Source organism: Pseudomonas sp. NBRC 111123 (assembly GCF_001320205.1).
Classification (GTDB): Bacteria; Pseudomonadota; Gammaproteobacteria; order Pseudomonadales; family Pseudomonadaceae; genus Aquipseudomonas; species Aquipseudomonas putida_J.
Genome location: NZ_BCAZ01000033.1, coordinates 36,272 through 54,632, shown reverse-complemented (window position 1 = coordinate 54,632; position 18,361 = coordinate 36,272). Strand labels below are relative to the sequence as shown.

18 protein-coding genes and 1 pseudogene are annotated in these 18,361 nt (G+C 64.9%); 3 read left to right on the top strand and 16 right to left on the bottom strand.

Features of this window, described 5'->3' with window-relative positions; all coding sequences use genetic code 11:
* Positions 1-9: 9 nt before the first annotated feature.
* Both APH27_RS17305 and APH27_RS17300 read left to right on the top strand, forming a co-directional pair.
* Positions 10-723 carry an alcohol dehydrogenase catalytic domain-containing protein gene (locus tag APH27_RS17305; RefSeq protein ID WP_060485469.1) on the top strand — a complete coding sequence of 238 codons (714 nt, stop codon included), beginning with the start codon at positions 10-12 and terminating at the stop codon, positions 721-723.
* A gap of 83 nt (positions 724-806) precedes the next feature.
* Positions 807-1,076 (top strand): DUF6555 family protein, encoded by a 270-nt coding sequence (locus tag APH27_RS17300; RefSeq protein ID WP_027917368.1) that lies wholly within the window; start codon positions 807-809, stop codon positions 1,074-1,076.
* A gap of 4 nt (positions 1,077-1,080) precedes the next feature.
* Here the strand turns inward: APH27_RS17300 and APH27_RS17295 are convergent, their stop codons facing one another.
* Positions 1,081-1,251 carry a hypothetical protein gene (locus tag APH27_RS17295; protein ID WP_156335892.1) on the bottom strand — a complete coding sequence of 57 codons (171 nt, stop codon included), beginning with the start codon at positions 1,249-1,251 and terminating at the stop codon, positions 1,081-1,083.
* Between the two features lie 166 nt (positions 1,252-1,417).
* Complete coding sequence (locus APH27_RS17290; RefSeq protein WP_027917367.1) at positions 1,418-2,032, bottom strand: response regulator transcription factor; 615 nt, start codon at positions 2,030-2,032, stop codon at positions 1,418-1,420.
* Between the two features lie 116 nt (positions 2,033-2,148).
* Between APH27_RS17290 and APH27_RS17285 the strand changes: the two genes are divergently transcribed.
* The gene (locus APH27_RS17285) at positions 2,149-3,804 is read left to right on the top strand and encodes a hybrid sensor histidine kinase/response regulator (protein ID WP_060485467.1); all 1,656 of its coding nucleotides are present in this window, start codon (positions 2,149-2,151) and stop codon (positions 3,802-3,804) included.
* Here the strand turns inward: APH27_RS17285 and APH27_RS17280 are convergent.
* From APH27_RS17280 to paaH, 14 genes and pseudogenes are all read right to left on the bottom strand, one after another.
* On the bottom strand, positions 3,791-4,090 hold the full coding sequence (locus tag APH27_RS17280; protein ID WP_027917365.1) for a hypothetical protein: 300 nt from the start codon (positions 4,088-4,090) through the stop codon (positions 3,791-3,793). The genes APH27_RS17285 and APH27_RS17280 overlap by 14 nt on opposite strands.
* 251 nt (positions 4,091-4,341) lie before the next feature.
* Positions 4,342-6,393 carry a phenylacetic acid degradation bifunctional protein PaaZ gene (paaZ, locus tag APH27_RS17275; RefSeq protein WP_060485466.1) on the bottom strand — a complete coding sequence of 684 codons (2,052 nt, stop codon included), beginning with the start codon at positions 6,391-6,393 and terminating at the stop codon, positions 4,342-4,344.
* A 39-nt stretch (positions 6,394-6,432) separates the two neighbouring features.
* Positions 6,433-7,665: an OprD family porin gene (locus tag APH27_RS17270; RefSeq protein ID WP_060485465.1), complete on the bottom strand. Its 1,233-nt coding sequence runs from the start codon at positions 7,663-7,665 to the stop codon at positions 6,433-6,435.
* A 27-nt stretch (positions 7,666-7,692) separates the two neighbouring features.
* Positions 7,693-9,261: pseudogene (locus tag APH27_RS17265) on the bottom strand (cation acetate symporter); the annotation flags it as partial.
* Positions 9,252-9,560, bottom strand: coding sequence for a DUF485 domain-containing protein (locus tag APH27_RS26705; RefSeq protein WP_027917361.1), 309 nt, complete (start codon positions 9,558-9,560; stop codon positions 9,252-9,254). The gene APH27_RS26705 and the pseudogene APH27_RS17265, both read right to left, overlap by 10 nt.
* A 229-nt stretch (positions 9,561-9,789) precedes the next feature.
* Positions 9,790-10,866 (bottom strand): 1,2-phenylacetyl-CoA epoxidase subunit PaaE, encoded by a 1,077-nt coding sequence (paaE, locus tag APH27_RS17255; protein WP_027917360.1) that lies wholly within the window; start codon positions 10,864-10,866, stop codon positions 9,790-9,792.
* Positions 10,867-10,881: 15 nt separating this feature from the next.
* Positions 10,882-11,415, bottom strand: a complete 534-nt coding sequence (paaD, locus tag APH27_RS17250; protein ID WP_060485464.1) for a 1,2-phenylacetyl-CoA epoxidase subunit PaaD — start codon at positions 11,413-11,415, stop codon at positions 10,882-10,884.
* Entirely contained in the window at positions 11,402-12,160 is a 759-nt protein-coding gene (paaC, locus tag APH27_RS17245) for a 1,2-phenylacetyl-CoA epoxidase subunit PaaC (protein ID WP_027917358.1), read from the bottom strand. Before paaC ends, paaD begins: the two co-directional genes overlap by 14 nt.
* An 8-nt stretch (positions 12,161-12,168) precedes the next feature.
* Positions 12,169-12,450 carry a 1,2-phenylacetyl-CoA epoxidase subunit PaaB gene (paaB, locus tag APH27_RS17240; protein WP_004374528.1) on the bottom strand — a complete coding sequence of 94 codons (282 nt, stop codon included), beginning with the start codon at positions 12,448-12,450 and terminating at the stop codon, positions 12,169-12,171.
* A 25-nt stretch (positions 12,451-12,475) separates the two neighbouring features.
* A complete protein-coding gene (gene paaA, locus APH27_RS17235) occupies positions 12,476-13,465 on the bottom strand; it encodes a 1,2-phenylacetyl-CoA epoxidase subunit PaaA (protein ID WP_027917357.1) in 990 nt (329 codons plus the stop codon).
* Between the two features lie 273 nt (positions 13,466-13,738).
* The gene (gene paaK, locus APH27_RS17230; RefSeq protein WP_060485463.1) at positions 13,739-15,058 is read right to left on the bottom strand and encodes a phenylacetate--CoA ligase PaaK; all 1,320 of its coding nucleotides are present in this window, start codon (positions 15,056-15,058) and stop codon (positions 13,739-13,741) included.
* A gap of 124 nt (positions 15,059-15,182) precedes the next feature.
* Positions 15,183-16,403, bottom strand: a complete 1,221-nt coding sequence (pcaF, locus tag APH27_RS17225) for a 3-oxoadipyl-CoA thiolase (protein WP_060485462.1) — start codon at positions 16,401-16,403, stop codon at positions 15,183-15,185.
* Entirely contained in the window at positions 16,396-16,851 is a 456-nt protein-coding gene (gene paaI, locus APH27_RS17220) for a hydroxyphenylacetyl-CoA thioesterase PaaI (protein WP_027917354.1), read from the bottom strand. Before paaI ends, pcaF begins: the two co-directional genes overlap by 8 nt.
* Positions 16,844-18,361, bottom strand: a complete 1,518-nt coding sequence (gene paaH / locus APH27_RS17215) for a 3-hydroxyacyl-CoA dehydrogenase PaaH (protein WP_060485461.1) — start codon at positions 18,359-18,361, stop codon at positions 16,844-16,846. Before paaH ends, paaI begins: the two co-directional genes overlap by 8 nt.

The following is an 18,361-nucleotide window of genomic DNA, read 5'->3' as shown; positions in this document are numbered from 1 at the left end:
GACCGAAGCATGCGCGCATTGACCTACCACGGCGCGGGCGATGTTCGCGTCGACACCGTGCCAGACCCGGACCTGCAGGATGACGACGATATCCTGTTGCGGGTTACCGCCACGGCCATCTGTGGCTCGGACCTGCACCTGTACCGCGGCAAGATCCCGGTGGTCGAGGCTGGCGACATCCTCGGGCACGAATTCATGGGCATCGTCGAAGACGTCGGCAGCGCGGTCACGGCGGTGCGCCCGGGTGACCGGGTGGTGATCCCGTTCGTGATCGCCTGCGGTGGCTGCTTCTTCTGCCAGCACCAACTGTTCGCGGCCTGCGAAACCACCAACACCGGGCCAGGTGCGCTTCTCAACAAGAAGCTCATCCCGCCGGGGGCTGCCCTGTTCGGCTACAGCCACCTGTATGGCGGCATCGCCGCCGTGCGCCGAGGAGGCGTGGTGAGCGTGCCCGGCGTGTATGCCGGCTTCGTTCACGGTTTTTTGTTTGGCGACGCCTTCGACAAGGGCCTGACCTTCCGCATGGGCCAGCCCCATGTACACCGCTACTTGCCGGAATTGCTGGAGCATATCGAAGCAGGCCGGCTCAATCCGGAGGCGATCGTCACCCACCGTCTTGCACTGGAGGATGCGGTGCGCGGTTACGAACTGTTCGACGAACATCAAAAGCGCTGTCGCAAGGTCATCATGGTCCCCGGAGCGGCAGCTGATCCCTCTCTTTGAATTGTTCAACAATTTTTTTGAATCTTTCACAGGCGCTTTCACTCAATGAGAGAGTCATCCATGGAGAAGAGGAGGGCCGCGTGATGCCTAGTCCCCAGCTGTACATTATCGATTACCTGCTGCACGGCCAGCCCCACAGCTTCATTATCCGGCTCGAGAAGATCGATAATGCCGAAGCTTGGCACTGGGCAAGTTGTGATGCCGGGATCGGTATCATCCCGAAATTCGGGCGAGAGAAGATCAGGAAAGTCAGCCGGCCGATGGCTGAGCGCTACGGGATAACCGCAGTAAGCTGGCGGTTATCCGGAAGCAGGCCCAGCCAGGCGGTCAGTGATTCCAGCGTGACCAGCTGATCCGTCATGCACCGGACTCGGGGTCGCTGGCAGGCACCCCGGGCCGGTTCTGTTCGTCATCTGTGAGGTCTGGATCGGTGTCCGGGTCATCTGCCCGGTCATTGTCATTGTCCGGGTCCAGTTCCGGCCAGTCGTCCTGGGCGTTGCCGCCGCCCATGTGCAGTGTCAGGTCCATGATGGCGCCCTCGCTCATTGAAAAAAGGCCCACCCGAAGGTGGTCCAGGTACAGGCGTGAGGGGCAGTGCCAATGACCGCAATGCCAATGACCACCCCTCATGGAGTGAGAGTGCCGGGCGCCCCGGCATGATCAGTCGCGACCCCCTCAGCACCGACCGACGGTATCAGGTGCCGCTGTACTTCACCGCTGCCGCCGTGCGAGAGGTGACATTGAGGGACTTGAGCAACGACGACACGTGGATGCGCACGGTGAACGGCGAGATGTCCAGTGCACGGGCGATTTCCTTGTTGGTCTTGCCCTGAGCGATCAGGCGCAGCACCTCGTACTGGCGATGTGTGAGCTGTTCCAGTTCGCTCGCACTGCCCAGGCTCGGTAACATCCCTGAAGGGCTGTACCTGACCAGCACTTCGCCGTCACGGATGGCCAGGATTGCCGCACCGAGCTCGTCGGGGGCGACGCTCTTGCCGATGAAACCGTCTACGCCACTGGCCATGACCTGTTCGATCAGCGCCGGGTCGTCGACCATTGACACGATGATCAGGGTGGTACGGCGCAGTCGCTGACGCACTTCGCCCAGCCGCTCCAGGCAATCGAGCCCCGGAAAGCGCAGATCGAGAATCAGCGTGTCCGGTGCCTCGCCCTGGTGGGCCAGCGTCAGCACCTGCTGCAGGTCGCCGGCTTCTTCGAGCTGCGCCTGTGGCAATACCCGCTGCACGGTACGGACCATCGCTTCCCTGAACAGCGGATGGTCGTCCGCCACGATAATGCGGCACGTCACGTCCTGGCACTCCCTGTGAACAGCGGTTTTCCCGACCATGCTAACTTAGCAGGCAACAACGGCGAGCGCTGCGCCAAGAGGGCGTTTATGCGACCCCGTGCACAAGGACGTCGAGCATGGACTACAACAAGAACAACGAACTCGACCAGGCCAACTTGCGCGTCATCGTCGCCAGTTGTGCGCTGGTCTACATCACCGTGTTGGGTTTTCTGCCGGGTGAATCGATCGACAGCTACCTGCCGGTGATCTACTACATCATCAGCTTCATCGTGCTGTCGATCGGCCTGCGCCAGGCTATAGCCCGTTGGCCGGGGCATTACCCGTGGCGGCGGGTGCTGGGCATCGTGCACGACTATACCGGCACCTGCTTCGGCCTGGTGCTCGGCGGCGAAGCGGCGCTGCCGCTGTATGCGGTGATGGTCTGGGTCAACCTTGGCAATGGCATGCGCTTCGGCACCCGCTACCTGGCCATCGCTACCGGACTGGCATTGACCGCACTGGTGGCGGTGTACCAGCTCAACCCTTACTGGCAGGCCAACCCGTTCATGGTGTTGATGCTGCTTACTACCAGTACGGTCATCCCGCTGTACGCCCATATGCTGCTGGAGCGCACCCGCAAGGCCTCGGAGCTGGCGATGGCCGCTACCCAGGAGAAGTCGCGCTTTCTGGCCCAGGCCAGCCACGACCTGCGCCAACCGATCCACTCCATTGGCCTGTTCACCGCCTGCCTGCGTGAAGCGCCGCTGGCCGAGCAAGAGCGGCGCCTGGTGGACAGCATCGACCGCTCGCTGCTCAATGTGTCGCAGCTGTTCCGCTCGATCCTTGACCTGTACACCCTGGACAATGGCAGGGTGCAACCGAAGTACGAGGCCTTTGCCTTGCAGGAGTTTCTCGCCGAGCTGTTGCGCCAGAACGCCGAGGCCGCACGCTGGGCTGGCGTCGAGATGCGCCTGCGGCCCTGCGTTCACTGGACCCGCGCCGACCGCGGCATGCTTGCGACGATGGTGCAGAACGTGCTCTCCAACAGCTTCAAGTATGCCGCCCAGCGGCCGTTGCTGATCGGCGTGCGGCGTCACGGAGCCGCGCTGGCCATCGTGGTCTATGACCAGGGGCGGGGGATCGACGAGGCGCATCAGGGCTTGGTCTTTGAAGAGTTCTACCGGGTGCGCCAGGTGCGTGACAAGGATGTCGAAGGGGTTGGCCTGGGCCTTTCGATCGTCAAGCGCCTGGGGCATTTGATGGGGTTGCAGGTGCGGCTGCGTTCGCACCTGAGGCATGGCACGGCGGTGAGCCTGCAAGGCTTGCCGCGCCTGGCGGCGCAACCGCTGGCTCGCAGCAGCGAACAGCAGGTGGTGCAAGGCGCGCTGCTCGGCGGCCTGAAAGTGTGCCTGGTGGAAGATGACCATAACGTTCTACGCGCCACCTCGGCGCTGCTGCAGCGCTGGGGTTGCGAAGTGCAAGCACAGGCTTCGCCACTGGGGTTGACCTGCGAGTGTGACGTGATCGTCGCCGACTACGACCTGGGCCAGGAGGCCACCGGTGTCGATTGCATCGACAGCCTGCGGGCGCAGCGGGGCTGGGAGGTGCCGGCGTTGATCATGACTGGGCATGACCTTGAGAAGGTTCAGGCGATCGTGCATGGGCGCAATATCGCCCTCTTGTCCAAGCCGGTGCGCCCGGCGGAATTGCGCGCGGCCCTGCGGGCCTTGCGTGAGGTGCCGGCGGCGCCAGCGCGTGACGCCGGGGGCAGAGGCGGTATCACTGCAGGATGATCGCCTGGCCTTCCTTCAGGCAGGACGGTGTCGGCTGGTACAGGCCCATGCCACCGACCGCGACGATGGCGCCGCTGGGGATCTGGCAGTTGTATTCGCCCTTGGCGGTGGTGGCGGTGTAGTAGGTGATGGTGCTGTCACTACGTACGTTGGCGACCTTGCTGACCGGGGTATTGAGGGCGAACTCGGCGCGTTCCTTGAGGGTCTGGTCGGAAGGGTTGATGGTCTGGCAACCGGCGACGGTGAACAGGACGGCGGCGCTCAGCAGCAGCTTGGCGGATTTCATGGCAGGTGGCTTCCTTGGCGTGGGGTGTGGCGGATGGCCGGACTATAGCGCCGAGGAACGGGCAGGGCACTAGGGCGGATGTACGAGGTGGCCATGTGCCTCTAGGACTGCCTTGTGGGCGCGGCCTTGTGTCGCGAAAGGGCCGCATAGCGGCCCCAGCTATTTCAGCGTTTCGGCATCAATCCTTGGGGGCCGCTACGCGGCCCTGTCGCGACGCACGGCCGCTCCTACAGCAACGGCGTCCGGCCAGGTCAGTGCTTTTTGAGGACCAGGGTCAGAATGTCATAGCTGGCCACCAGCTCACCCAGCTGGTTGGTCACTTCCACATCCCAGGCCACCACGCCTTGCGGCTGCCCCAGCGGGCTGGTCTTGCCCTGGTCGATCTTGCGCTTGCAGGTCAGCCGCGCCTGGATCGTGTCGCCGATCCCTACCGGGTTGATGAAGCGCAGGGTATCCAGCCCGTAGTTGGCCAGCACCGGCCCGGCGCCTGGCGAGACGAACAGCCCGGCGGCGGCGGAGAGTACGAAGTAGCCATGGGCGATGCGCTTGCCGAACTGCGACGCCTTGGCCGCGATTTCGTCGAAGTGCATGTAGAAGTGGTCACCCGACAAGCAGCCGAAGTTGACCAGGTCGGCTTCGGTCACGGTGCGACGGTGCGTCAGCAGCGATTCACCAATGCGCAGGTCGTCGAAGAAACGGCGGAACGGGTGCACCTCGGTCTCGATCACTTCGGCACCGCGCACGTATTCGCCGGTGACGGCTGTCAGCATGCTCGGCGAGCCTTGCACCGCAGCACGCTGCAGGTAATGCTTGACCGCACGCAGGCCACCCAGCTCCTCGCCACCCCCGGCGCGGCCTGGGCCGCCGTGCTTGAGCTGTGGCAGCGGCGAGCCGTGACCGGTGGATTCCTTGGCGGCTTCACTGTCGAGCACCAGCAGGCGCCCGTGCCAGGCGGCGGCCACCGGGATGGCCTTGGCAGCCACGGCACGGTCGGCGGTAACCAGGGTCGCCACCAGGCTGCCTTTGCCGCGCGCGGCCAGGGCCAGGGCTTCATCCAGGTCGTCATAGGCCATCAGCGTGCTGACCGGGCCGAACGCCTCGATGTCATGGGCACCGCCCTCGGCATGCGGGTCGCGTGCCAGCAGCAGGGTCGGGGCGAAGAACGCGCCTTCGGCCACGCCTTCACCGCGCGGGGCAAAGCCATCGCTGGCGCCGAACAGCTGGTCGCAGCTCTGCAACAGGCTGCGCACGCGCTCGCCAACGTCACGCTGTTGCTCATGCGAGGCCAGGGCCCCCATGCGCACGCCTTCTACCGACGGATCACCGACCACCACCTTGCTCAGGCGCTCGCGCAGGCGAGTGGCCACCGCATCGATGTGCTTGGCCGGGACGATTGCGCGGCGGATGGCGGTGCATTTTTGCCCTGCCTTGGTGGTCATTTCCCGCGCCACTTCCTGGATGTACAGCGCGAACTCTTCGCTGTCCGGGCTCACATCCGGGCCGAGGATGGCGCAGTTGAGCGAGTCGGCCTCGGCGGTGAAAGGTACCGAGTTGCGAATCAGGTTGGGCGTGACGCGCAGTTTCGCAGCAGTGTCGGCAGAGCCGGTGAAGGTCACCACGTCCTGGCCCTGCAGGCGGTCGAGCAGGTCGCCGGTGCTGCCGATCACCAGCTGCAGGCTGCCTGCGGGCAGCAAGCCGGAATCGTTCATCAGGCGCACCACGGCTTCGGTCAGGTAGCTGGTCGAGGTGGCGGGCTTGACGATGCACGGCATGCCGGCCAGGAAGGTCGGCGCGAACTTCTCGAGCATGCCCCAGATCGGGAAGTTGAAGGCATTGATGTGCACGGCGACGCCGGCACGCGGTACCAGGATATGGCTGCCGGCAAAGTGGCCCTGCTTGCCCAGCGGGATCGCGGGGCCTTCGTGCACCAGGTTGCCCGAGGGCAGCTCACGGCTGCCGATGCCGGCGTAGCTGAACAGCGTGGCATTGCCGCCCTCGATGTCGATCCAGCTGTCGGCGCGGGTGGCGCCGCTGTGGTGCGACAGCGCGTAGAGCTGTTCCTTGCGCTCGGCCAGGTACAGGGCCAGGGCCTTGAGGCGCTGGGCGCGTTGCTGGAAGTCCATGGCCATCAGCTGGGCCAGGCCATGCCCGCGGGCAAAGTCCACGGCCTCGGCGAAATCCGGGCGTTCTTCGTGGCTGTAGGCCAGGACGTGACCGTCCAGGGCGCTGCGCAGGGCCTGGGCGCCGTGTTGGCCGATCCAGCGGCCAGCGATGAAGCTCTGCAGGGTTGGGGCGTCAGACATGCTGTTCTCCATGCTGTTCTAAGGTGGGGAGGGGCGCTGTTACCACAGCGCCAGGGTGTAGCCGATGATCAGGCGGTTTTCGTCCACGGCATGGGTCAGGCCATTGCCGGAACGGAAGGTGACATTGCGCCAGCGCAGGCTGACGTCCTTGAACGGGCCGCTCTGGATGACGTAGGTGAGGTCGGTGTCGCGTTCGCGCTCACGGCCATTGCTGACGGTGGCGGTTTCGGCGTGGCGGCCATCGGTGTAGCGGGTCATGAAACTCAGGCCGGGGATGCCCATGGCGACGAAGTCGTAGTCGTAGCGCAACTGCCAGGAGTCCAGGCCGGCGCGGGTGAAGGTGTTGTAGGTCACCAGGTTGACGGTGAACGGGTCGCCGCCATTGACGAACGGGAAGGCGCTGTCGCCGGACATCTGCTGCCAGGTGGCGGTGAACTTGTGGGCCCGCACCCCGAGGGTGAACATGGCGTTGAAGTTGCGGTTGTCGATGTTGCCAGCACGCTCGGCGCCGTCGTTGCGGCTGTCGAAGTAGCGCAGGTCGCTGCGCAGGCTCAGGCCTTCGCCCAGCGGGCGGGTGTCGACCAGGCCGACGAACTGCTGGCGATAGATGTCTTGCAGCTTGGCGTAGTAGTAGCTGACGCTCGTCTGCGGGGTGAGTGCGTAGCTGCCACCGCCGAAGTCCAGGTGGTCGCTGGTGGCGGCGCCGTAGCCCATGTCATCGCGGCCAGACGAATCGCGCAGGTTGACCTTGCTCAGGCGCCCGGCATTGAAGGTCAGGCCGTCGATGTCCTGGCTGGTCAGCTGGCCGCCCTGGAAGGTCGAGGCCAGCAGGCGGGTGTCGTTGTACACCACCACCGGCAGGATCGGCTGCAGGGTGCCCAGGCGCAGGGTGCTCTTGGACACACGCACCTTGCCGGTCAGGCCCAGTTCGCTGTAGTCATCGACCGGTTCATGGCTGACCGGGCCGAACGGCAGCAGGCCGGTGTTGCGCCGGTCACGGCTGGAATCGAGCTTGACGCCCAGCTGGCCCATGGCATCCAGGCCAAAGCCGACCATGCCCCCGGTAAAGCCCGATTCCACTTTCGCGGTGAAGCCCTGGGCCCATTCCTCGGCCTTGGCCTGGGGGGCGTTGCTCTGGCGGAAGTCGCGGTTGATGTAGTGGTTGCGCAGCTCAAGGCGTGCATGGCTGTCGTCGATGAAGTCCGCCAGGGCCGGTAATGGCAGGGCGAGGGTGGCCAACCAGGCGGCCGATTTCAGGTGCATGCGGTTCATTGTTGTTATACCCGACATAGTCAAAGTTCAGTGCTTGCTGGCGCCAGCGGCGCCGATACCGGTCATGGAGCGGATGAACTGCGCCAGGTAACGGCCGCGTTCCTGCTTGGCACGCTCCGAGCTGTCGCTGACTGAAAACCCCCAGGCGCAGAGGAATGCCAGGCTCATCGAGAACAACGCCGGGTTGCTGTAGGGGAACAGCGCAGTCGGGTTGTGCAGCACGTTGACCCACACGGCAGGGCCGAGCACCACCAGCAACACTGCCGACACCAGCCCGGCCATGCTGCCGCACACCGCACCGCGGGTAGTCAGGCCCTTCCAGAACATCGAAAGCAGCAGCACCGGGAAGTTGACCGAGGCCGCCACGGCCAGCACCAGGCCGGACAGGAAGGCGATGTTCTGCGACTCGAATACCAGGCCCAGCACCACGGCAAGCAGGCCGATCACCAGGGTAGCGATGCGCGACACGCGCATTTCTTCCTGCTCGGTGGCCTGGCCCTTGCGTACCACGCAGGCATACAGGTCGTGGGACACTGCAGAGGCACCGGACAATGCAAGGCCAGCCACCACCGCAAGGATGGTGGCGAAGGCCACGGCAGAGATGAAGCCGAGGAACAGGTTGCCGCCCACGGCCTGGGCCAGGTGCACGGCGACCATGTTGCCGCCACCGATGATCGCACCCGCCGCGTCGCGGTAAGCAGGCTCGGTACCGACCATGACGATGGCGCCGAAGCCGATGACGATCAGCAGCAGGTAGAAGTAGCCGATGAAGCCGGTGGCGTAGAACACGCTCTTGCGTGCTTCCTTGGCGTCACTGACGGTGAAGAAGCGCATCAGGATATGCGGCAGGCCGGCGGTGCCGAACATCATGCCCAGGCCCAGCGAAATCGCATCCACCGGGTTCGACAGCAGGCCGCCCGGGGCCATGATCGCCTGGCCCTTGGCATGCACCGCCACGGCGCTGGCGAACATCGCTTCAGTGCTGAAACCAAAATGCTTGAGCACCATGAAGGCCATGAAGCTGGTGCCGGACAGCAGCATCACCGCCTTGATGATCTGCACCCAGGTGGTGGCCAGCATGCCGCCGAAGGTAACGTAGGCGACCATCAGCACACCGACCAGCATCACCGCATACAGGTAGCTGATGCCGAACAGCAGCTCGATCAGTTTGCCAGCACCGACCATCTGCGCCACCAGGTACATCAGCGCCACGACCAGGGTGCCGAAGGCCGAACTCAGGCGCACCGGGGTCTGCGCCAGGCGGTAAGAGACCACGTCGGCGAAGGTGTACTTGCCCAGGTTGCGCAGGCGCTCGGCGATCAGGAACAGGATGATCGGCCAGCCGGCCAGGACGCCCAGGGCATACAGCAGGCCGTCGTAGCCATTCATGAACATCATTGCCGAGATGCCGAGGAACGACGCGGCACTGATCATGTCCCCGGCGATCGCCAGGCCGTTCTGCATGCCGGTCAGGCCGCCGCCGGCGGTATAGAAGTCACTGGCCGAGCGGGTGCGCAGGGCTGCCCAGCGGGTTACGAGCAAGGTAAAGCAGACGAACACCATGAACATCGAGATGGCAGTCCAGTTCATTGCGCGCACTCCTGCTTGACCTTGTCGTTGAGCGGGTCGAGCACGTTGTTGGCGCGGTGCACGTAGATGCCGGTGAGGGCGAAGGACAGCAGCACCATCAGCACGCCAACCAGCATGCCGACGGTGGTCACGCCGCCGCTCAGGGACTGGCCGAGGGTGTTTGGCGAGAATGCCACCAGCAGGACGAAGCCGTAGTAGATCACCAGCATTGCCAGGGTCAGGCTGCCGTTGAGGCGCCGTTTGCGCCGCACCAGGTGCTGGAAATCGGGGTGGTTGCTGATGCTTTCGATGTGTTCCGGAGTCATGGCAAGCGATCTCTTTTGTCTTGTAATTGTTTTCTTGAGGTCACGCGGGTGTTGCTTGGGGGTAGTGCAAAGCAAGGCTTTTGTAGGCGCGGCCTTGGGTCGCGAAAGGGCTGCGTAGCAGCCCCGGCAACCTGTGATCAGGGCCGAGATCCCGGGGCCGCGCTGCGGCCCTTTCGCGACCCAAGGCCGCTCCTACAGCGACCGCGTTTTCGGTCCCATGCAGTTTTTTTCAGAGCTGGTCGAAGTCGAGCACCACCTTGTCGCTCACCGGGTAGGTCTGGCACGACAGCACATACCCGGCCGCCACTTCGTAGTCCTCCAGGGCATGGTTGCTGTCCATCTCCACCTCGCCCTCGACCACCCGGCATTTGCAGGTCGAACACACGCCGGCCTTGCACGAGTAGGGCAGTTCGGCGCCGATGGCGTTACCGGCATCCAGCACGTTCTGGGTGTTGCGCGGCAGGTCGAAGCTCAGCGCGCGGCCGTCGCTGATCACGGTGATATGGCTGAGCGCCGAATCTACCTGCCGTGCGGCCTCGCGGGCTTCGCGACGGGCTTCGTTGCCGGCGACAGCGAACAGTTCGAAGTGGATGCGCTCCTTGGCCATGCCGTTGGCCTGCAGGCTGTCGCGCACGGTCTCGGTCATCGCCTGGGGGCCGCAAATGAACGCGGCATCGAGGCTGGCCACGTCCATCCAGCGCGAGAACAACTGGCCGCACTTGTCGGCATCGATGCGGCCGTTGTACAGGTCGACATCCTGCTGCTCGCGGCTGAACACGAAAATCAGGTTGAGGCGGTCCAGGTAACGGTTCTTCAGGTCTTCGAGCGTGTCGCGGAACAGCGCCCCGGAACTGGAGCGGTTGCCGTACAGCAGGGTGAAACGGCTGTGGGGTTCGCTGGCCAGGGTGGTGGCGATGATCGACAGGATCGGCGTGATGCCGCTGCCGGCGGCCACACCCAGGTAGTTGCCCTGGCGTGCCGGGTCCAGCGGCACGAAAAAGCTGCCCGATGGCGGCATCACGTCCAGCTGCTGGCCGGCCTTGAGCACTTCGTTGGCAAAGGCCGAGAATCGCCCGCCGGGCACCCGCTTGACGGCCACCCGCAGCTCGCCATCCTGCACGGCACTGCAGATGGAGTAGGAGCGGCGGACTTCTTCGTCGTCCAGTTGGGTGCGCATCACCAGGTACTGGCCCTGGGTAAAGCGGAAGGCTTCTTGAAGGTCTGCCGGCACCTCGAAGGCGATTGAAACAGCGTCACGGGTTTCGTTGCGCACTTGCTTGATGGTCAGGCTGTGAAACTGGCTCATGGTGGTCTCCACGGCTCAAATGCATTTGAAATAGTCGAACGGCTCCAGGCATTCGCGGCAGCGATACAACGCCTTGCAGGCCGTGGAGCCGAACTGGCTGAGCAATTCGGTTTGCTGGCTGCCGCATTGCGGGCAGCACACTTGTGGGGCTTCGCCGAGCAGGCTGCGCTTGCTGGCGCTGCCTTGCGGCGGGGCGATGCCATAGGCGCGCAGGCGGTCGCGGCCCCGTTCGCTGATCCAGTCGGTGCTCCAGGCCGGGGTCAGCCTGCGCTCCAGGTCCGGGGCGGCGAACCCGGCCAGTTCCAGCGCCTGGCGAATGTCACCCTCGATCACCTCGGTGGCCGGGCAGCCGGAGTAGGTCGGCGTGACTACAAGGTGCAGGTGGCCGGCACGCCAGCCCAGGTCGCGCACTATCCCTAAGTCGACCACGCTGACCACGGGCACTTCCGGGTCCATGACCTGGCCGAGTACCTCCCAGGCCCGCGCCAGGTCGTGGCTTTGCTGTGCGCGGGCGCCGCGGTCGCCGGCAATCAGCTCACCAGGTTGCATCGGGGTAGGCCCTTGGCAGGAACTGCATCTCGGCCAGCAGCAGGCCCAGGTGCTCGGTGTGCAAGCCTTGGCGGCCGCTCAGGTAAAAGTGGCTGGCGGCCTTGGGCAGCGGCAGTTCGACCGAGTCGAAGATCGCGCTTACCTGCTTCAGCCAGGCTGCACCCACCGTGGCCGGGTCGGCGGCGATCCCCGCCTGGGCCAGTTGCACTTCGTTGTCGCTGCCGGCGCTGAGCTCGACGGTGAAGCGCCACAGGGTCGGGATCGCGTCGAGCATGCGCCGGCGGCTTTCTTCGGTGCCGCCACCCAGGCGCTGTACCCACTCGCCGGAACGGCGCAGGTGATAGGTCACTTCTTTCAGGGCCTTGGCGGCAATCCCTGCGATGCGCTCATCACGCGATTCGACCAGGCCCTGCAGCACGGCGTAGTGCCAGGCGTCGTAGAGAAACTGCTTGGCCATGGTCACGGCGAAGTCGCCATTGGGCTGCTCGACCAGCAGCAGGTTGCGGAATGCGCGCTCGTCGCGGCGAAATGCCAGGGCATCGGCGTCACGGCCGTCGTCGAGCAACTCGGCGGCGTATTCCAGCCAGTTGCGTGCCTGGCCGACCAGGTCCAGGCCGACGTTCATCAATGCCAGCTCTTCTTCGATGGCCGGCGCGTGGCCGCACCACTCGCACAGGCGCTGGCCCTGGATCAGGGCGCTGTCGCCGAGTAGCAGCAAATACGGGATCAGATCGTGCTTGTGCATGGCCAACCTCACATGTGCCCGACTTCGTCGGGCAGTTCGTAGAAGCTGGCATGGCGGTAGACCTTGTCGTCCGAAGGGGCGAACAGCGGGTCTTTCTCGTCAGGCGAGGAGGCGGTGATCAGTGCCGATGGCACCACCCACAGGCTCACACCTTCGCTGCGCCGGGTGTACAGCTCGCGGGCGTTCTCGATGGCCATGGCGGCGTCGGCGGCATGCACGCTGCCGACATGCTTGTGGTTAAGGCCGTGCTTGCTGCGCACGAACACTTCGTAGAGGGTCCAGACAGACATTTTCGATCTCCGCATCAATCGCCGCTCAGGCGGCGTTCTTGTTCTGTTGCTTGCGTGCATAGGCCACGGCTGCTTCGCGCACCCAGGCGCCATCCTCGATGGCCTTGCGCCGGGTGGCGACGCGTTCCTGGTTGCACGGGCCGTTGCCCTTGATCACTTCGTAGAACTCGTCCCACTGGATCTCGCCGAAGTCGTAGTGGCCGCGCTCGGCATTCCACTTCAGGTGCGGGTCGGGGGCGGTGCAGCCGAGCAACTCGAGCTGGGGCACGGTCTGGTCGATGAAGCGCTGGCGCAGCTCGTCGTTGGTCTGGCGCTTGATCTTCCAGGCCATCGACTGGGCGCTGTTGGGCGAATGCTCGTCGCTTGGGCCGAACATCATCAGCGCCGGCCACCAGAGGCGGTTGATGGCGTCCTGGACCATGTCCTTCTGCGCCTGGGTGCCGTCGCGCATCATGGTCAGCAGCAGCTCGTAGCCCTGGCGCTGGTGGAAGCTCTCTTCCTTGCAGATACGGATCATGGCGCGGGAGTAGGGGCCATACGAGGTGCGCTGCAGCACCACCTGGTTGACGATGGCGGCGCCATCGACCAGCCAGCCCACTGCGCCCATGTCGGCCCAGCTCAGGGTCGGGTAGTTGAAGATGCTCGAATACTTGGCCTTGCCGCTGTGCAGCTTGGCGATTTCTTCGTCGCGGTCGGCGCCGAGGGTTTCCATGGCGCTGTACAGGTACAGGCCGTGGCCAGCTTCGTCCTGGATCTTGGCCATCAGCTGCAGCTTGCGCTTGAGGCTGGGGGCGCGGGTGACCCAGTTGCCTTCGGGCAGCATGCCGACGATTTCCGAATGGGCGTGCTGGGAGATCTGCCGGATGAGGGTCTGGCGGTAGGCCTCGGGCATCCAGTTCTTGGCTTCGATCTTGATTTCGGCGTCGATCTTCTCCTGGAAGTTGCGCTCTTCGGGCGACATCTCTTCCAGCGCCTTGACGCGCTTGACTCCGGTTTCCACTAGCTGTGCGTACATGTTCCGACTCCTGCTAAGGCATGAGTCATTTGTAAGCGATACAAAACATAACGTCAAACGGTTTTATGTGTATCAAATAAGATTTGTGTATCGCTTTGCTGGCCATGGGGCTGCTGTGCAGCCCTTTCGCGACGCAAGGCCGCTCCTACAGGGGGGAATGCGGTCGCTTGCAGGAGCGGCCTTGCGTCGCGAAAGGGGCGCAAAGCGCCCCCGGCAATCTCGCAGACAAAAAAAAGCCCCGTACCATGCCGGGGCACAAAGGCAGCCGATGACTCAGCCGGCCAACCGTTTGTCGAACACATGGCAAGCCTTGCCTTCGGAACGCTTCAGCGTGCCGCAAGGTTGTAGGTGCACCTGGGTGCTGATGCCGATGTAGGTCTTGATCTGCTTGCTCAGCTCCCCGACAACCAGCTTGCGCTGCGTTTCATCGAGGCGCTGGCACTCCGCACGCAATTCCACATGCACCTCGACGCTGTCCAGGTTGCCATTGCGATACAGATGAATCTCATAAAGCTCTGAAAGCTGTTTTATTTTAAGTACCTGCTCCTCGATCTGCGTCGGGAACACGTTCACCCCGCGGATGATCAGCATGTCGTCACTGCGCCCGGTGATCTTGCCGATGCGCCGCATCGGCCGCGCCGTGCCCGGCAGCAGGCGGGTGAGGTCGCGGGTGCGGTAGCGCACCATCGGCAGTGCCTCCTTGCTCAGCGAGGTGAACACCAGCTCGCCGAGCTGCCCGTCTGGCAGCACCGCGCCGGTCACCGGGTCGATGATTTCAGGGTAGAAGTGGTCCTCCCAGATGGTCGGGCCATCCTTGGTCTCGAGGCACTCCATGGCAACGCCCGGGCCCATGATCTCGGACAGGCCATAGATGTCCAGGGCATCGATCCCCAGGCGTTGCTCGATGGAGCGGCGCAGCTCGTCGGTCCAGGGCTCGGCACCGAAGATGCCCAGGCGCAGCTTCAGGTCATGCGGGTCGATGCCCTGGCGTTCGATCTCGTCGGCGAGGTTGAGCATGTACGAAGGCGTGACCATGATGATGTCGGGCTGGAAGTCGCGGATCAGCTGCACTTGCTTCTCGGTCTGGCCGCCGGACATGGGGATGACCGTGCAGCCCAGGCGTTCGGCACCGTAGTGGGCGCCCAGGCCGCCGGTGAACAGGCCATAGCCGTAGGACACATGCACCTTGTCGCCCTTGCGCCCGCCGGCAGCGCGGATAGAGCGGGCAACCACGTTGGCCCAGGTGTCGATGTCATTCTGGGTATAACCGACCACTGTCGGCTTGCCGGTGGTGCCGCTTGACGCATGCAGGCGCACCACCTCTTCCTGGGGCACGGCAAACATGCCATAGGGGTAGTTGTCGCGCAGGTCGTTCTTGCCGGTGAAGGGGAACTTGGCCAGGTCGTCGAGGGATTTCAGGTCGTCAGGGTGGGCGCCGCACTCGTCGAAACGCTTGCGGTACAGCGGCACGTTGGCATAGGCGTGCTTAAGGCTCCAGCGCAGCCGCTCCAGCTGGTGCTGGCGCAGGGCGTCGATACTGGCGGTTTCCATCGGGTCCAGCAGGGCACGATCGGCATCATGGTACATGTTCATGGCTTCACTCGAATTGTTCTTGTACGTCGGCCGCAGGCGTTGGCCAAGCAGCTTACCGTGAGTGTCATGGACGCAGCATAACGGGCGGCGTCGCGTTCGGTAACAAGCCGATGGTCTGAACCGCTCAGAGGCGTTCTATGACCATCGCAATGCCTTGGCCAACGCCGATGCACAGGGTGCACAGGGCGTAGCGGCCATGGGTTTGCTCCAGCTCGTGCAGGGCAGTGGTGACCAGCCGTGCGCCGCTCATGCCCAGCGGGTGGCCCAGGGCGATGGCACCGCCGTTGGGGTTGACCCGCGGGTCGTCGTCGGCCAGGCCCAGCTCGCGCAGAACCGCAAGCCCCTGCGCGGCGAAGGCTTCGTTGAGTTCGATGACGTCCATGTCGGCCAGTGCCAGGCCGGTCAGTTCCAGCACCTTGCGGGTTGCCGGCACCGGGCCGATGCCCATGATGCGTGGCTCGACCCCGGCAACCGCCATGCCGACGATCCGGCCACGGGCCTTGAGGCCATGGCGGCGGGCAGCATCGCTGCTGGCCAGCAACAGGGCACAGGCGCCGTCGTTGACGCCGGAGGCATTGCCGGCGGTGACGCTGCCGCCCTGGCGGAACGGCGTGCCGAGCCTGGCCAACTGGTCCAGGGTGGTTTCGGCACGCGGGTGTTCGTCCTGCTCGACACGCAGGGCCGGGCCTTTGCGCTGGGCGATTTCCACCGGCACGATCTCCCGCGCCAAGCGGCCATTGGCCTGGGCCGCCGCTGCCTTGTGCTGGCTGCGCAAGGCAAAGGCGTCTTGGTCGGCGCGGGAGATGCCGTACTGCTCAGCGACGTTCTCTGCCGTTTCCGGCATCGAGTCGATACCGTAGGCGTCCTCCATGAGTTTGTTGACGAAACGCCAGCCGATGGTGGTGTCGAACAGCTCGGCGCTGCGGCCAAACGCTTGCTCGGACTTACCCATGACGAACGGTGCACGCGACATCGACTCGACGCCCCCGGCCAGCATCAGCCCGGCTTCGCCGCAACGCAGGGCACGGGCGGCATTGCCGATGGCGTCCAGGCCCGAACCGCACAGGCGGTTGATCGTGGTGCCCGGCACACTGATCGGCAGCCCGGCGAGCAGGCCAGCCATGCGCGCGACGTTACGGTTGTCTTCACCGGCCTGGTTGGCGCAGCCGAGGATCACGTCGTCGATGGCCTGCCAGTCCAGTTCCGGGTGGCGTTCGACCAGGGCCTTGATCGGCACGGCGGCCAGGTCGTCGGCACGCACGCGGCTCAGGGCGCCGCCGTAACGGCCGATCGGTGTACGCACGGCATCGATGATCAGGGCATCGAGGGGCTTGGCTTCAGTCATCTTGGGTCTCCTGCGCGAGCACCGTGCCGCGCACTTGGTAGGCTTTACCGCGGAACAGGGCAATCAGCTCGCCGCGCTGGTTCTGGATACGCACGTCGTACAGGCCGGTGCGGCCTGTGCGGCTGAGCTCGGTGGCATCTGCACTGAGCAGGTCGCCAGCCAGCGCCGGGGCGACATAGTCGATGCTGCAGCCTTGGGCGACCGTGGCCTTGTCATGGCTGTTGCAGGCAAAGGCGAAGGCCGAGTCGGCCAGGGCGAACAGGAAACCGCCATGGCAGGTGCCGTGGCCCTGCAGCATGTCGGCGCGCACCGGCATGCTCAGGCGTGCCCGGCCCGGGCCGACGTCGAGCAAGGTGATGCCCAGGCCTTGGGTGGCCTGGTCGCGGGAGTACATTGCGTCGGCACAGGCCTGGGCCAGCTCCTCTGCATTACGTTGCAGGTCAGTCATGCAGGTTTGCTCCTTGTTCGGCGCTGCGCCGCAGCAGCAGGGAAGGCCGGTAGCGGCTTTCGCCGTAACTGGCCTGCAGGTTTTCCAGCACGCGCAGGGTGTAATCGACCCCCAGCTGCTCGGCCCAGGCCAGCGGGCCACGCGGGTAATTGACCCCGGCGCACATGGCCAGGTCGATGTCGGCCGCGCTGCCGACGCCCTGCAACACCGCATCGGCCGCTTCGTTGGCGAGCATGGCCACGGTGCGCAGCACCACCAGGCCGGGCAGGTCGGCGATAGCGGTCACTTTCAGGCCGGCGCGCTGCAGCAGCGCCACTGCCTGGTCGCGTGCCTGGGCAGTGGTGTCGGCAGACCAGCTGATGGCGATACGTGTGGCGGCTTGGTAATCCAGCGCGAGGTCGACCAGCACCAGATTGCGCAGGCCATCCTCACGGGCGCGTTGGCTGGCCAGGCGGCCGTCGGACAGGGCCAGGGTGGCGTCACCGGTGCGCAGCAGGCCGTTGCCCGCGCGCTCGGTGATGGCCAGGCCGCTGTCGCGCAAGCGCGCCAGCAACGGCTGCAAGGCGCCCAGGTGGCCTTCGGCCACGCAGCATTGGGCGCTTGCCGGGCTGTGCAGCTCGGCCGCCGGCGGGCGTTCTGCGCCATCGGCATAGCTATAGAAGCCTTGGCCACTCTTGCGCCCCAGGCGCCCGGCATCCACCAGCTCTTTTTGCACCAGTGAAGGCTGGAAGCGGAAGTCACCGTAGAACGCTTCGAAGACCGAGCAGGTAACGGCGTAGTTGACGTCATGGCCGATCAGGTCGGTCAGTTCGAATGCACCCATGCGAAAGCCGCCAGCATCGCGCAGCAGCGCATCCAGTGTTGCGCAATCGGCGGCGCCTTCCTGCAGCAACCGCAGGCTTTCGGCATAGAACGGCCGGGCCACGCGGTTGACGATGAAACCGGGGGTAGAGCGCGTGTGCACAGGCTTCTTGCCCCAGGCTTTGGCGGTGTCATAGAGCGTGCTGGCGATGCCGGGCTCGGTCGCCAGGCCGGAAACGATTTCAACCAGCGCCATCAGCGGCGCCGGGTTGAAGAAGTGCATGCCAACCACCCGTTGTGGCCGTTGCAGCCCTGCCGCGAGGCTGGTGATCGACAGCGACGAGGTGTTGCTGGCGAGGATGCAGTCCTGGCCGCACAGGTCTTCCAGCTGCCGCAGCAACTGCTGCTTGATCGACAGGTTCTCGACGATGGCCTCGATCACCAACTTCGCATCGGCCAGGGTTTCGATCGATTCGACTGGCTGCAGGCGCGCGGTAATGGCTTCACGTGCGCTTGGCAGCAGTTTGCCTTTTTCCACCAGGCGCGCGAGCTGGCGGTCGATGCCGTCTACGGCCTGGGCGGCGGCGCCAGGGCGGTTGTCATAGAGTTTTACCGGGTGACCGGCCTGGGCGGCGACCTGGGCAATACCAGCTCCCATGGCGCCAGCGCCGATGACCGCCACCAGGGCGTTGCTGCTGAGTGCGCTCAT